General features: G+C 39.2%; 18 protein-coding genes. All 18 read right to left on the reverse strand.

Annotation, left to right across the window (positions count from 1 at the left end; all coding sequences use genetic code 11):
• Positions 1 to 20 precede the first annotated feature (20 nt).
• The 18 genes from flhB to fliG all read right to left on the reverse strand — a co-directional run bounded on the left by flhB (position 21) and on the right by fliG (position 14,435).
• Positions 21 to 1,103, reverse strand: coding sequence for a flagellar biosynthesis protein FlhB (flhB, locus tag ACN6NE_RS05445; RefSeq protein ID WP_474324816.1), 1,083 nt, complete (start codon positions 1,101 to 1,103; stop codon positions 21 to 23).
• Positions 1,104 to 1,105: 2 nt separating this feature from the next.
• A complete protein-coding gene (fliR, locus tag ACN6NE_RS05450; protein ID WP_474324818.1) occupies positions 1,106 to 1,882 on the reverse strand; it encodes a flagellar biosynthetic protein FliR in 777 nt (258 codons plus the stop codon).
• A gap of 2 nt (positions 1,883 to 1,884) precedes the next feature.
• Positions 1,885 to 2,154 (reverse strand): flagellar biosynthesis protein FliQ, encoded by a 270-nt coding sequence (fliQ, locus tag ACN6NE_RS05455; RefSeq protein ID WP_016765390.1) that lies wholly within the window; start codon positions 2,152 to 2,154, stop codon positions 1,885 to 1,887.
• Between the two features lie 10 nt (positions 2,155 to 2,164).
• Positions 2,165 to 2,833 carry a flagellar type III secretion system pore protein FliP gene (gene fliP / locus ACN6NE_RS05460; protein ID WP_129704455.1) on the reverse strand — a complete coding sequence of 223 codons (669 nt, stop codon included), beginning with the start codon at positions 2,831 to 2,833 and terminating at the stop codon, positions 2,165 to 2,167.
• The gene (locus tag ACN6NE_RS05465; protein ID WP_474324822.1) at positions 2,826 to 3,467 is read right to left on the reverse strand and encodes a flagellar biosynthetic protein FliO; all 642 of its coding nucleotides are present in this window, start codon (positions 3,465 to 3,467) and stop codon (positions 2,826 to 2,828) included. Before ACN6NE_RS05465 ends, fliP begins: the two co-directional genes overlap by 8 nt.
• 63 nt (positions 3,468 to 3,530) lie before the next feature.
• On the reverse strand, positions 3,531 to 3,893 hold the full coding sequence (locus tag ACN6NE_RS05470; protein ID WP_016765392.1) for a response regulator: 363 nt from the start codon (positions 3,891 to 3,893) through the stop codon (positions 3,531 to 3,533).
• 21 nt (positions 3,894 to 3,914) lie between these two features.
• The gene (gene fliY, locus ACN6NE_RS05475; protein ID WP_474324825.1) at positions 3,915 to 5,045 is read right to left on the reverse strand and encodes a flagellar motor switch phosphatase FliY; all 1,131 of its coding nucleotides are present in this window, start codon (positions 5,043 to 5,045) and stop codon (positions 3,915 to 3,917) included.
• Positions 5,035 to 6,036 carry a flagellar motor switch protein FliM gene (fliM, locus tag ACN6NE_RS05480; protein ID WP_028410819.1) on the reverse strand — a complete coding sequence of 334 codons (1,002 nt, stop codon included), beginning with the start codon at positions 6,034 to 6,036 and terminating at the stop codon, positions 5,035 to 5,037. The genes fliY and fliM overlap by 11 nt, the downstream gene beginning before the upstream one ends.
• A 20-nt stretch (positions 6,037 to 6,056) precedes the next feature.
• Entirely contained in the window at positions 6,057 to 6,488 is a 432-nt protein-coding gene (fliL, locus tag ACN6NE_RS05485) for a flagellar basal body-associated protein FliL (protein WP_474324828.1), read from the reverse strand.
• Between the two features lie 3 nt (positions 6,489 to 6,491).
• Positions 6,492 to 6,701, reverse strand: coding sequence for a flagellar FlbD family protein (locus ACN6NE_RS05490; protein WP_025750317.1), 210 nt, complete (start codon positions 6,699 to 6,701; stop codon positions 6,492 to 6,494).
• Between the two features lie 35 nt (positions 6,702 to 6,736).
• Positions 6,737 to 7,531 carry a flagellar basal body rod protein FlgG gene (gene flgG, locus ACN6NE_RS05495; RefSeq protein WP_474324831.1) on the reverse strand — a complete coding sequence of 265 codons (795 nt, stop codon included), beginning with the start codon at positions 7,529 to 7,531 and terminating at the stop codon, positions 6,737 to 6,739.
• A 25-nt stretch (positions 7,532 to 7,556) separates the two neighbouring features.
• On the reverse strand, positions 7,557 to 7,985 hold the full coding sequence (flgD, locus tag ACN6NE_RS05500; RefSeq protein ID WP_129704466.1) for a flagellar hook assembly protein FlgD: 429 nt from the start codon (positions 7,983 to 7,985) through the stop codon (positions 7,557 to 7,559).
• 9 nt (positions 7,986 to 7,994) lie between these two features.
• Positions 7,995 to 10,256, reverse strand: coding sequence for a flagellar hook-length control protein FliK (locus tag ACN6NE_RS05505; RefSeq protein WP_474324834.1), 2,262 nt, complete (start codon positions 10,254 to 10,256; stop codon positions 7,995 to 7,997).
• 17 nt (positions 10,257 to 10,273) lie between these two features.
• Positions 10,274 to 10,891 (reverse strand): MotE family protein, encoded by a 618-nt coding sequence (locus tag ACN6NE_RS05510; protein ID WP_129704470.1) that lies wholly within the window; start codon positions 10,889 to 10,891, stop codon positions 10,274 to 10,276.
• Positions 10,892 to 10,900: 9 nt separating this feature from the next.
• Entirely contained in the window at positions 10,901 to 11,344 is a 444-nt protein-coding gene (gene fliJ / locus ACN6NE_RS05515; RefSeq protein WP_013058874.1) for a flagellar export protein FliJ, read from the reverse strand.
• Between the two features lie 2 nt (positions 11,345 to 11,346).
• Entirely contained in the window at positions 11,347 to 12,660 is a 1,314-nt protein-coding gene (gene fliI, locus ACN6NE_RS05520) for a flagellar protein export ATPase FliI (RefSeq protein ID WP_474324836.1), read from the reverse strand.
• The gene (gene fliH / locus ACN6NE_RS05525; RefSeq protein ID WP_474324838.1) at positions 12,635 to 13,423 is read right to left on the reverse strand and encodes a flagellar assembly protein FliH; all 789 of its coding nucleotides are present in this window, start codon (positions 13,421 to 13,423) and stop codon (positions 12,635 to 12,637) included. The genes fliI and fliH overlap by 26 nt, the downstream gene beginning before the upstream one ends.
• Positions 13,416 to 14,435 (reverse strand): flagellar motor switch protein FliG, encoded by a 1,020-nt coding sequence (fliG, locus tag ACN6NE_RS05530; protein ID WP_129704476.1) that lies wholly within the window; start codon positions 14,433 to 14,435, stop codon positions 13,416 to 13,418. The genes fliH and fliG overlap by 8 nt, the downstream gene beginning before the upstream one ends.
• Between the last annotated feature and the right edge of the window lie 8 nt (positions 14,436 to 14,443).

The following is a 14,443-nucleotide window of genomic DNA, read 5'->3' on the forward strand; positions in this document are numbered from 1 at the left end:
CTCCTTACAATAGCGTAACGTTACATTTTATTTTGAATGCGGTATACGTAAGCTAATATTTCAGCCACCGCTTTAAAAAACTCTTCGGGTACTGCATCTCCTACTTTGGTTTGGTCAAAAAGTGCTCTTGCCAGCGGGCGGTTCTCTACCATAATGATTTCATGGCTTTTGGCAATTCCTTTAATCTTTTGAGCAATAAAATCCACGCCGCTGGCTACAACATAGGGAGCATCCATTTTTTCTTCATCATATTTTAAAGCAATGGCATAATGAGTGGGGTTTGTAATGATTACATCTGCTTTTGGAACTTCTTGCATCATGCGAGACATTGCCATTTCCCGCTGCTTTTGCTTTATTTTTGATTTGATTAGAGGATCCCCTTCAATGTTTTTATGCTCATCTTTGATATCTTGCTTTGACATTCGAATATTTTTCTCGAAATCAAACTTTTGGTACAAATAATCAAGCAGCGATAAAAATAAAAGCATAAGCGAGGCTGCAAGTCCCATTTGAAAAACAAGCTTAGACAGAACAACCAGCGAGTCCCCTATACTTTTTTGGGATAAATTTAATACATCTTCTATGTGAATCCATAAGATAAAAAAGGTGACGGCTCCGATACACGTAATTTTCAGCGTTGACTTGATCAGTTCTACCAGCGCTCTCATGGCAAAAATCCGTTTGGCTCCGCTAATAGGGTTAATCTTTTCTAACTTAGGATGAAGAGCCTCTGTGGAAAAAAGAATACCAACCTGCATATAATTCGCTCCGAGCGCAGCAATAAAAGCTGCGAGCATAACAGGACCTGCTGCAAGGGCTATTGAAGGAAGAAGGTGCTTAAACATCGCAAATACGCGCTCTGCCGTCACTTCCTCAAGCATATATGTTTGAAAAGCTTCTCTTAACAACTTCATCATTTGCTGTAAAAACTGTTTGGCTCCAAACAAAAAATAAAGAAAAACCATTAAAAGGATGAGCGCAGTTGTAACGTCTTGACTTTTAGCTACCTGTCCTTTTTTTCTAGAGTCTTGCTTTTTTTTAGGTGTAGCTTTTTCCGTTTTTTCTCCCGCGAAAAATTGCAAATCAACTTTTACTAAAAACAAAGCTACACCCCTCCTAATATGCGGATCATCGCGCGCATCGCTTCTATCATTTGTTCAAATATGATTTGCATCATATAAAACATGCTCCCCATCACGGCAATCAGCAAAATAAAGGCAACCATAATTTTTACCGGAAACCCCACTACGAAAATATTTAACTGCGGAACGGTTCTCGCGACAATTCCAAGCGCGATATCGACTAAAAATAATGAACCTACCAAAGGCAAAGACATTTGAACAGCTACTAAAAACATCGATGAAAAAACAGTTATGATGTGTGTAGCAAATGCTTGGCTTCCCAAAGGGAAAGCTACTTTGTCTAACGGAATAATTAAATAACTATTATAGATGCCGTCTATTAATAAATGATGTCCATTGGTCGATAATAAAAATAGGAGAGCAAATACATATAAATATTGACCTAGTATCGGACTTTGCGCCCCTGTCTGCGGATCTATTACGTTGGCAATCGCAAATCCAACTTGAAAATCGATGAGACCTCCGGCAATTTGAATAGCCATAATAAATACATACGCAGTCAAACCAATAAACAACCCAACAGCACATTCTTTTACTACTAAAAGTACAAACTGTGCATCTAACGAAACGACGGGTAAATCAATTGTTGTCGCAATAATGACGGATAGCGAGGCAGACAAACCTACCTTATGAACTGCGGGAATCGTTTTGTATGAAAATAGGGGAACCGTGATAAAAAAAGACGTTACCCGCACTAGCACTAGTAAAAACGCGGGATAGGATAAGATCAACTGACTCATAGCTATCCTACGTACCGATACAGATTTGAAAAAATTTCATATGTAAATGAAATCATTTTTGATAACATCCACGGACCAAAAAATACAATCCCTACTAAGACCGCTACAATCTTAGGAACAAAAGCAAGAGTTTGCTCTTGAATTTGGGTAGTTGCTTGAAAAATACTAATAATGAGCCCAACTACAAGGGCCAGCAGCAATAAAGGGCCAGATACAATTAAGATTGTATACACGCCTTTTTCTGCTAACGAAATGACAAATTCTCCATTCATTGTCTATCACCTATTGAAAACTTATTAATAATGATTTAACAACTAAATTCCAGCCGTCAACCAGTACAAATAGTAAAATTTTAAACGGGAGCGAAATCATAACGGGAGGAAGCATCATCATTCCCATAGACATCAGCACGCTTGCTATAATCATATCGATAATGAGAAAAGGAATAAAAATCATAAATCCAATTTGAAATGCTGTCTTTAGCTCACTGATTGCATAAGCCGGAACGAGCGCAGTTAAGGGAATATCTTGAACAGAGGATGGTTTATCTATATTCGCATATTCTAAAAAAAGAGCTAAATCTTTTTGTCTTGTATGGGCACTCATAAATTCTTTCATCGGTTCAGCTGCTTTTTCATAGGCTTGATTCAGCGTGATTTTTTCTTTTAAAAGCGGCTGAAGCGCCTGTTCATTTACCTGAGAAAAAGTTGGCGCCATAATAAAAAACGTTAAAAACAGCGATAAACCAACTAATATTTGATTAGGAGGCATTTGCTGTGTCCCGAGCGATGTACGTACAAATGACAGCACAATGACAATTCGTGTAAAGCAGGTCATCATAATTAAAATTCCAGGAGCTACCGAAAACACCGTCAGCAGCAACAAAAGCTGGACAGACGTTGAAATATTTGTAGGACTGCTCGAGTTAAAGAGATTCATCACTTCATTCATCGTTCTTTTTGTTCCTTTCTAACTCTTTCAGTACGTTTTGCCTTTTTATTTTCATTTCATTCATTTCTCGCTGAAAAAGCTGCTGAAAAGAATGGCTAGATTTCTCTTCTTTTTTAGGAGTCAATTTTTCTAAAAAAGACGGTAGTACGACTTTATATTCGCTCTCGTTTTTCTGTTGTTCCTCATACTGCGTGAGCAGCTGCTGTTTCTCTTGCCCTGTAATTTCTGAAAGAAGCTGTACATTTTCACCGACTCCGATGATAAAAAGCTGATTTCCAACTTTAACTACTTGTACAGATTTGCTGCTTCCAACATTTGTACTACCCAAGTTTTGTACTACTTTATTTTTTTGCAGCAGCCTTCCTTTTTTATTTACCAATTTTAAGAGCGCAAAAAGCAGCCCAATTACAAGTAAAAACGCGAATATCATCTTCACGATATCTCCAGCTGAAAGCGCAGGCGTCCCCTGGAGTTCAGTTTTTTCTTTTGAATCAGTACTCTCACTCTCTGAACACTTCTCCGTTTTTTCCAAGCATTCTTTTACCGATGCAGATCCACTTTCTGCATAGACGATTTGATTTGATCCTGCTAATACGCTTATTAACAGCGCAGCAATTACGAACTTTCGCAGCAATGTCTGCCACCTCTTACTTCAACATAGTGTAAGATTAGCGGGAAAGCCCCGCCAATCTGTTGTTTATCCAATTGCTTTTGAAATTGCCTCTAATACACGATCTGCTTGAAAAGGCTTAACGATAAAATCTTTTGCCCCTGCTTGAATGGCATCAATCACCATTGCCTGCTGGCCCATGGCTGAACACATAATCACCTTAGCATCACCTTTTATGGTTTTAATTTCTTTTAAGGCCGTAATTCCATCCATTTCAGGCATTGTAATATCCATTGTGACAAGATCTGGTGCATGCTCTTTAAATAACTCCACAGCCTGCTGGCCATCTGCCGCTTCCGCTACTACTTCATATCCATTTTTCGTTAAAATATCTTTGATCATCATGCGCATGAATGCAGCATCATCTACAATTAAAATTCGGTTTCCCATCTATACTCCTCCTAAAAATCATTACTTTAGTTTTTTAATACGGTCTTTTTGACTAATAATATCGGTTACGCGAACGCCAAAATTCTCGTCAATGACGACCACTTCACCTTTTGCAATTAATTTGCTATTAATCAAGATATCTACTGGTTCGCCTGCTAGTTTATCAAGTTCAATGATTGCACCAGAAGATAATGCTAAAATCTCTTGAACCGTTCGCTTAGTCCTTCCAAGCTCCACGGTAACTTGAAGCGGGATATCAAGCAGCATGTCTAAATTTCGTGAATTCTCTTGAGGAGAAGACACGTGCTCGAACTCTGAAAACGATGCGGGCTGAACATCAACTGGTACATGAACAGGTTCTGCCTGCTGTGTTTCTTCATGCTGTATGTATTCAGCTGCCGGCGGTTCTGTTTGCTTTTCGTTAAGATCTGATTCTTTTTCAATAGAAGCTGCCGTATATTCTGCGCTTGGAACTAAGAGCTCTTCCACCAAGCTTTTGGCAAAAGATATCGATAAAAGCTGCATAATATTCGAATCGATTAATGTGCCTACCTTCAAATTAAAAGAGACCTTTACAAAGACGTCATCTTGGGGAATCAGCTCTGTGCCTTCCCCTTTTTGAATATTTAAAATATCTAAGCTCGGCGGAGAGATATCAATTTTCTTTTGAAATACCGTGGACATAGACGTCGCTGCAGAACCCATCATTTGATTCATCGCTTCCTGCACTGCACTCAGCTTAATTTCATCCATGATTTCCGTCGGATTCTCACCCGTTCCACCAAGCATCAAATCTGAAATAACAGCTGCATCTTCATGTTTAATAACTAACAAATTCGTACCAGAAAAGCCTTCTGTATACTGAACTTGCACAGCGACATGAGGATTTGGAAATTCATCCGTCAGCTCTTCTTTATATACGAGCGATACAAACGGTGTGGTAATATCGACTTTTTGATTCAATAAAGCCGATAGCGCTGTTGCTGAACTGCCAAACGAAATATTTCCAATTTCGCCAAGCGCATCTTTTTCCATTTCCGTAAAGTAATCGTCTACTTGACTTGACTTATTCGGCTCTGAAAACTCGTCAAGTGAAGAAGTTCCTTTTAACAACGCATCAATTTCATCTTGCGAAAGCATGTCATCGTTCATTCCTTTCGTTCCTCCTCTTAACATCATCTAGAATTTGCACAGCGACTTTCCGACTGACTTTTCCAGGCTGTGCAATAAATTTTGGTTGTTCTCCGACGTAAATAGTTAACGGATTATGAACGCTTGTTTGCAGTCGAATAACATCTCCTGCATCTAATGCTAGGAAATCTTCAATTGAAATATCCGCTTTTCCTAGCTCGGCTACAACCTGCAATTCCGCATCATTGATTTGTTCCTTTAGCTGCTCAACCTCTTGTACATTAGGTTCTTTTTTCGAAGATTGCATCCAGTAATGAACGGACAGTTTGGACACGATCGGCTCAAGCGTCACGTGCGGAATACATAGATTGATCATGCCCGTTTCATCTCCAATTTGTACGTTTAATGAAATGACGATGACAATTTCATTTGGTGAAATTACCTGCAAAAACTGAGGATTCACTTCAAACTCTGATGTTTCAGGTTCAATTTCCGCAATAGAACTCCAAGCTTCTCTCATACTATCTAACGTTTTCTCTAACAAGTTTCGAACCAAGCTCGTTTCAATTTCCGTTAAGTTACTAATTTTCCCACCGCTCTCGCCTTGTCCCCCGAGCAAGCGGTCAAGCATCGCATAGGCAATGTTCGGATTGACTTCCATAATGATATGCCCTTCTAAAGGAGGGACGGCTATCACGTTTAAGATGGTTACTTTCGGAACAGAACGAATGAACTCCTCATACGGAATTTGATCCACTGATACAACGGACACTTGTACAACGTTACGAAGCTGCGCCGAAAAGACATTGATGAGCATGCGCGCATAATTTTCATGAATTCGCGTCAAACTGCGAATCTGATCTTTTGAAAAACGCAGGGCGCGTTTAAAATCATATGTACGAATACGCTGTTTTTTGTTTTCCTTTTTCAGCTCATCCGCATCCATCTCTCCGGTTGATAACGCCGATAATAGGGCATCAATTTCATTTTGTGATAATACATCCCCAGCCACTAGCTTCCCTCCCTTTTTCTTTACTGCAACACTTTAGACGTTGTATAAATTTTAACAACATGTCCGTTTTCCATTAATTGATCAATTTGCTTTGCAATATCTGTTTCTAACGTGCTGAGTCCTTGCGTTCCTTCAAAATCTTGGGCGCTCATATCTGAGAGCGTTTTGATAATAATGTCTCTTACTTGAAAATCTCTTTTTTGAAGCTCTGCCGCTGCTTTTTTACTATCCATTTGAATTTTAAAAGAGATGCTGATGTAGTTATTGCTTTTTAAATTTGTTTTAATATCCGTTACATCTACAGAAGCTTTAATCACATCGTCGATAGATGGACCTTTTTCAGTACTTGCCTGCTCTGTATACTTTAGCGTCACGATAACAGCAATGCTTCCTATTAAAGTAAGAGAAAGCATGATAATAATCATCTTACTAATTAGCTTATTTTTAAACACACTTTATTCCTCCGTCGTTTGCTGCAGCCCTAATACGTTAATTCGCTGATAATAGCTCGTCACTTTCTCATTCACTTCTTCAACTGAATCCTTTACCACTAGCTTTTTGTTATTCGTTAGCGTAATGGTCGTATCAGGAAATGCCTCAACCTGCTCGATGTAGAGCGCGTTTAACGTAAATGTTTTGCCGTTTAGCCTTGTTAAAGTGATCATAATTAACCGGAGTAATACCTACTCCTTCCTCCCGCCTATCGTTTTAGATTCACTAGCTCTTGCAGTATTTCATCGGATGTTGTAATAATTCTTGTGTTCGCTTGAAATCCGCGCTGTGCAACAATCATATCCGTGAATTCTTCCGATAAATCAACGTTGGACATTTCAAGGGCGCTTGATACAAGAGTTCCTGTACCGTTAGCTCCTGGGTTTCCTACTAAAGGATTTCCTGAGTTTACGCTTTTAGCAAATAGATTTCCTCCTGCTTTTTCGAGGCCTTCGTTATTTGCAAATTTAGCAAGTTCAATTGTTGGTGTATTTGGAGTTATATTTCCATTAGCATCTATGATATTAACCTTTCCATCTGCTCCTATACTGTAGCTCTTACTTGTTGAAGGAATGTTAATATTTCCTCCTCCAGTTTTTTGTACGTACAGTCCATCCCCCGTCACCAAATTACCGCTACTATCTAAATAGAAATTCCCAGCTCTTGTGTAGTAGTCCGATTTCCCATCATTTACAACAAAATAGCCGTCTCCAGAAATAGCTAAATCAAGCGGACGCCCCGTTGACTGAATGCTTCCTGCCGTTTGAACTGTATCAATCGTGCCAACCTGTGAACCTAATCCGACTTGTTTAGCATTGACTCCTCCACGGTTAGCTCCTGGTGCTGTTGCTCCTGCTACCTGCTGACTTACTAAATCTTGAAACGTTGTACGTCCTTTTTTATAGCCGTATGTATTAACGTTGGCAATGTTATTTCCTAGGACATCTAATTTAGTTTGAAAATTTTTCATGCCGCTGATTCCTGAATACATCGAACGTAACATAAAATCACTCCTTAAATTTGGTTGGTTAACTGCTTACTTCTAAGATCTCGTTTAGCGAAAGTACCGTATGATTTTCATCATTGATTCTAAACGATACCTCATTGTTTTTAACAGATGCTGCCGAAATGACTCCTTGCTTTTTATTTCCTTCTTCATCTAACCATGCAGCGGTTTTACCAATTAATTCGCTTCCTTTTAAAATAGGAGAAGCCTGAGACTGCGTTAAAAACGTATTGAGCGCTGTGCTCATATTTGTCATTTGTTCAAGAGATGAAAACTGAGCCATTTGAGCAATAAAGTCTTTGTCTTCCATTGGATTCATTGGATCTTGATTTTGAAGCTGAGCAATCAAAAGCTTCAAAAAGTCATCTTTGCCAAGCGAGCTGTTTCCCGTTTGCTTCACTTGTGTGTCCCTATTACTTAAATACAAGTCAGACGTAATTTCATTTGTCATTGTTATCACCTATGCGTTGTAGTTAATGAGCGCTGCTTCAAAAGAAGATAGAAAGGAAGCCGACTCTTCCAATTGTTGTGGATCTTGATCTTCCTCTTCTTTTTTAAACGCTTCTTTTTCCTGTCTTTCTTTTTGCTGGTCGTTTTCATTGTTATACGACATCGCTTGTTCTGACAGTAGCACATCGATTTTATCAATTGATACATGCTGAGACGCGAAACCGTGCCGCAAAGTTGAAAGGTTGGAGTCCAATAACTCTTTTGTTTTTGCTGACGATACGACAATTCGCGCAACCGTTTCACTGTCTTTCTGAAGCATTTCAATTGAAATCGCACCTAGCTGTTTTGGAAATAACTTAATGAAAAGCTTCGATGTTCCCTCTTCAGTACTGAACGAAGCTTTACTCCATATTTTTTCAAGCTCGTTTACCAAATTGCTAGACTGTTGATAGTCAGATTTTGCTTGCCCTAGATAAATAGAGAACTGCTGAAGCTTAGGCATTTCTCCACTTCCAAAGGATAATGGATTATTCTCTACTGTCGCTCCGGTTGTGTTTGTACCTGCAGAACTTTCGCTATTTTTTAAAGAGCTATTTGTATCTATACTTTCGCTGTGTAATACCACATCTTTTTTCCATGGAAGCTGATTGAAAAACGGTACTTTTTCTTCTTTACGAAAAGCGTTCATATTTCTCATAGAACTTTCTGAAGCTGTATGAACAGCGTCCACACCAACTTGATCAACGGATACATGCTGAGACGTGAGAACTTGTCGTAATCTGAAAAGGCTGGCGTCTAACAGCTCTTTTGTTTTCGCTGACGATACAACTACTTGCGCAGTCGTTTTATGATCTTGTTGAAGCACTTCAATTGAAATCGTCCCTAGCTGCTTTGGCAACAACTTAATAGAAAGCTTAGATGCTCCCTCTTCAATACTGAGCGAAGCTTTACCCCATATCTTTTGTAGCTCGTTTACCAAATCGCTAGACTGTTGATGGTCTGATTTTGCTTTCCCTAAATCAATAGAAAACTGCGGCACTTTTTCTTCTTTAGCAAAAGCGTTCATATCTTTCACAGAACTTTCTAGAGCTGCTTGAACAGCGGCCACATCGACTTGATCAACGGATACATGCTGAGAGGTCAGACCTTCCCTTAAAGTCGAAAGGTTGGCGTCTAATAGTTCTTTTATTTTCGCTGACGATACAACCACTTGCGCAATCGTTTTATTTTCTTGCTGAAGCACTTCAATTGAAATCGCCCCTAGCTGTTTTGGAAATAACGTAATGAAAAGCTTGGATCTTCCCTCTTCAGCACTGAGCGAAGCTTTACTCCATATTTTTTGCAGCTCATTTAACAGATTGTCAGACTGTTGATGATCAGATTTTACTTTCCCTAGATCAATAGAAAACTCTTGGACCTTGGGTACTTCTTTAGATTTAAAAGATGATGGATAATTTTCTAACGTCGCCCCGGCCGTGTTAACAGTGAAAGAAATTTCACTATCCTTTTTTGAACTACCTCTATCCATACTTTCGTTACGTAAAATCACATCTTTTTTCCAAGAAAGCTGATTCAAAAGCGGCACTTTTTCCTCTTTATGAAAAGCGGCCATATCTCTTACAGAACTTTTTGGGGCTGCTTGAACAACGGCGAAGAAATAAGCTGAGCGCTTTTCATGTAAGGTATCGGTTAATACACGTGGTTGTTTATGAATTTTCTCTATTTTTTCAGCAGCAGCTTTCTGCAAGCCTTGAAGCTGCGAATCCGAAAGCTTCACTGACTGCAGCTGCGGTTTTTGTAGTTCTTCCATCAGCTGAGCAAACTCTGTTTGAAAAACAGCTGACGTATTTTTACATAGTTCCAGCAAGGTAGAAATAGAAGTTAAATATTGTTCTTGACTGCCTGTTTTGAACGAAACAGGCTCCTGCTGCATTTCTGTTAACACGTGCTGCAGCTTTAGAAGCGGCTGTTCCAAATCTAGACTACTTGGAATACTACTGATCATCTCGGCTAGATGTTCGTACAAGACAGACAGTTCATCTTCTTCATCTTCTGCTTCGCTTAACTGAATCGCAATTAACCCGACCGCCTTGAAGACGTCTTGATCTACCGCTTGTTCATCCGATGATTTCTCCCCGCGCGCTAAAGGCTGCGCATCTAGCTGCTTAAGCTGCTGAACGATTTCTTCAAAAAAACCCTGAGTCTGAATAACAGCTGCTTTTTCATCGCAGTTTACCTTTGATGCAGCTGCTGGACGTAGTGAAATTTCCACTGTTTTCACCTCTGCTTTTATTCATCAATCTGATCTGTTAACAATGTCGTATAGCGTGCAGCTACTTTCGGATCCATTTTTTCTAAGATTGCCGTTCTTGTACTCGCTTTGAACTGCTTAAGCATCGCGACCGCTTTGTCTTCTTTTAATTCGGCAAAGATAAGTGCTGCATTTTTAGGAGACATGTTTTCATAGGTAGCAATGACATCTTTTTTTGCCAGCTGATTGTTCTTTTGTTTTTTCGCTTCATCATCGGCTTTTTCTTCCATATCGCGCATTTCAATTTTTAGTTCATCCATTTGACGATCTTTTGTAGTGATCGTTTTCTCATAAGCTGTGATTTGCTTTTCCTTCGTGCTCAGCTTCTTTTGAAGGCTCTCAACCTGCTTTTGTATTTCTTCGTTGCTTTCTTGAATATTTTCATTTTTTTGCGACTGTTCACTTGATACAAACGGAATGGCGTGTGTAATACCTGAAACTTTATCATTTACATTAACGCCTAAAAGTGTCAGAACAATATAAGCCGCCAAGATGAGGAACACCGCTGGAATAAAGATTAAAAATAAAAACACTTGGCTTTTACTGTAAGACTTTTCTTCTTCGTACTCTTCTCTTAACTCTTTTTGATTAGCCATGTTTTCCACCTAATTCCTATGCAGCATATACTGCTGTAGCGACAGCTCATCCATTTGCTTCGCTTCTAACTGTTTTTCCGCGGTTATATAAGAATCGTAGTCTCTCTTTTTTAACTTTTCATATTTCTTTACTTCTATATTCTTTTCTTCTAGCTTCAGTTTTTTTAAGTTCATTTGCTGTCTTGCAAACATGACCTCTTGTTGCAGCCTCTCAATCACTCGTTCGGCACTTGTTAAAAACTGCTGAAATGACGTAATTTCTAAAATAGAAAGCCCTTGCTTCATTTTGCCCGTATGCTGTTCAATCAGCGTTTCTTTTTCTTTTAACTTTTTATAAAGCTTTTCACCCGCTGTTTCAAACTGCTGTAAGGATTGATTATATTGAGATAGCAGTTCATCTTTTTCATTTGACTTGATTGCCATTATTTTAGATAACCTAAATTCATATGCCATATTTACTCACCTTTCACAAACAGTTCACAGAGCTTTGTTACACTTGTTTCAAATGATGGATGTTCGTTCGTTTTTTGTTTTAAAAATGCATCAATGACAGGATGATAGTGGATTGCCTCATCAATGTAAGCAGAAGATCCTCTTTTGTAGGCACCTATGTTAATTAAGTCTTCAGAATTAGCATAGGTAGCCATTAATGAACGCAGTTTTTCAGCTGCTTCTTTATGCCGTTCACTTACGATATGGTTCATCACGCGACTAACGCTTTTTAAGACATTAATGGCCGGATATTGACCTTTATTAGCCAGCTCCCGGTCTAGTACAATATGTCCGTCTATAATGCCTCGCACCGTATCCGAAATAGGTTCGTTCATATCATCACCGTCTACTAATACAGTGTAAAAAGCAGTAATAGATCCATGTTGATTAGTTCCTGTACGTTCAAGCAGCCTTGGCAAGCTAGCAAAAACAGATGGTGTATAACCTTTGGTAGTTGGAGGTTCACCTACGGCTAATCCAATTTCTCTCTGAGCCATTGCTACACGAGTAACAGAATCCATCATTATCATGACGCTCAGCCCCTCATCTCGAAAGTATTCAGCAATAGAAGTAGCTGTATATGCTGCTTTCATTCGAAGGAGAGCAGGCTGATCCGAGGTAGCAACTACTACAACGGAGCGCTTTAACCCTCCCTCTCCAAGATCTCGCTCAATAAACTCTCTAACTTCTCTTCCTCGCTCGCCTACAAGGGCAATGACATTGATATCTGCTTTTGTATTGCGTGCAATCATCCCGAGCAGCGTACTTTTCCCAACACCGCTTCCTGCAAAAATACCTATGCGCTGCCCCTGACCTACTGTTAGCAAACTATCAATCGTTCGTACCCCTACTTCAATCGGCTGTTCAATAGGCGGGCGCTCTAAGGGATTAGGGGGGTCTTGATCAGTTAAAACAAACGGCAAATAATGAGAAAGTTCGGACCCGTCTAAAGGGTTCCCTAACGAATCAAGCACTTGACCTATTAACTCTTTTCCCACGCTTACCTGCAGAGGTTTTTCTGTCGTTTCCACTAGGCAGCCAGGTCCGATATATCGAACAGACGTATAAGGCATTAAAACGACGTGCTCGCCGTTAAAACCAACAACTTCTGCACGAATTTTATCTCCTCGTTCACTAAGATGAATAAAGCAAACATCTCCTATTGACGTTCTAGGTCCTTTAGATTCAATCATCATTCCTACTACTCGGCTGACTTTCCCGTACCGTTTAAAAGAAGATGTGTGCGGGATTTCATGAATGAGTTGTGCGACTTTCATGTTTACTCTCCTCTAACAAACGTTCTTTTAATTTTTTCTTCATTTCTGTTAACTGACTATCAAAAGAAGCAACAAGACGACCATAAGAGGAATCGATGACACAATCCATTTCCTGAAGATTTTCATCTACATAAATAAATAGCCCGGTTTCTCCGTTTAATAAATCGAACAGTTCTCGTTTATGTTCACATACATATGCATATTTTTTCGGAGAAACAAAAAGCTGGATTTCTTTATGTTCTCTAACTTCTTTTAAAGACCTTGCAACAAGTGATAAAAATGATTCATCTCTTTGAAGCTGCTCATTTAAAATCGTTTCAGCTAGGGCGAAACCTAATTCAAAGATGACTTCTTCAGATTGATTTATATATTCGTAGTACTGATTTTTTGTTTCGTCAACAATGTTTCGCGACATGGCTAATACATGCTCATACTCTTGTTTTCCTTGAAGCAGCCCTTCTTCGTATCCTTCTTCATAGCCTCGCTTTTGTTCTTGTTGAAACAGCAGCACCTTCTCTTCTTCCCACTGCTTTTTCAAACGTTCAACTTCGTTTTGAGCTTGTTTGCGGTAAGCGTCTGCCTCGGCCTTTATTATTTCAGCTTCGCTGTGCGCTTGTTCAATAACGTGCTGTGCATTTTCTTGCTGAAGATGTTCTTCTGCAGGCTCAGCTTGTATCGGAAAACCAAATGGAATGACTCGAATGTGCTTAGCGTTTTCGTCTGAAAGTTTGTTCGTATAAGTTGATTTAATAATATTAGACAATAATATCGTCTCCTCCACCTCGAGCTAGTACAATTTCACCAGCATCTTCTAAACGTCTAATTACAGCAACGATACGTGACTGAGCTTCCTCTACATCTTTCAAACGCACAGGACCCATAAATTCCATTTCTTCTTTAAACGTTTCCACCATACGGCTAGACATATTTTTAAAAATAATAGATTTCACTTCTTCACTTGCTACTTTTAAGCTCAACAATAAATCATCATTTTCTACATCTCGTATCACACGCTGAATAGAACGGTTATCGAGCGTTACGATATCCTCAAATACAAACATTCGCTGTTTGATTTCTTCTGCTAATGCCGGATCTTGAATTTCAAGCGTATCAATAATAATTTTTTCAGTTGCTCGGTCTACTCCATTTAATACTTCAACTACTGCTTCTAAACCACCTGTTTGGGTATAGTCTTGGGTAACAGTAGCAGAAAGCTTTCTCTCCAAAATTTGCTCCACTTCATTAATGACTTCCGGAGACGTACTTCCCATCGTTGCAATCCGTCTTGCAATATCCGCTTGCCTTTCCTGAGGCAGTGATGATAAGATTTGTCCTGCCTGCGGCGGCTCTAAGTAAGATAAAATAAGGGCAATCGTCTGAGGATGCTCATGCTGAATAAAATTTAACAGCTGCATAGGATCAGCTTTTCTGGCAAAGTCAAACGGACGAACTTGCAAAGAAGAAGTTAATCGATTGATAATCATCATAGCCTGCTCTGGTCCAAGTGCTTTTTCTAACACCTGTTTCGCATAGCTTACGCCTCCTTTTTCAAGATAGTTTTGCGCAAGCGTTATTTGTTCAAACTCATGAAGAACAGCTTCTTTTAGAGACGGCTCTATTTTTCTCACTGAAGAAATTTCAAGCGTTAGTTGCTCAATTTCATCTTCACTAAGATGTTTATAGATAGAAGCTGATACATCAGGACCGAGAGAAATCAACAAAATTGCTGCTTTTTGCTTTCCAGTTAACTCATTTTTTTGCATAGCCTTTACCATTAGCTTTC

It is taken from the genome of Priestia sp. 53B2, assembly GCF_056099005.1.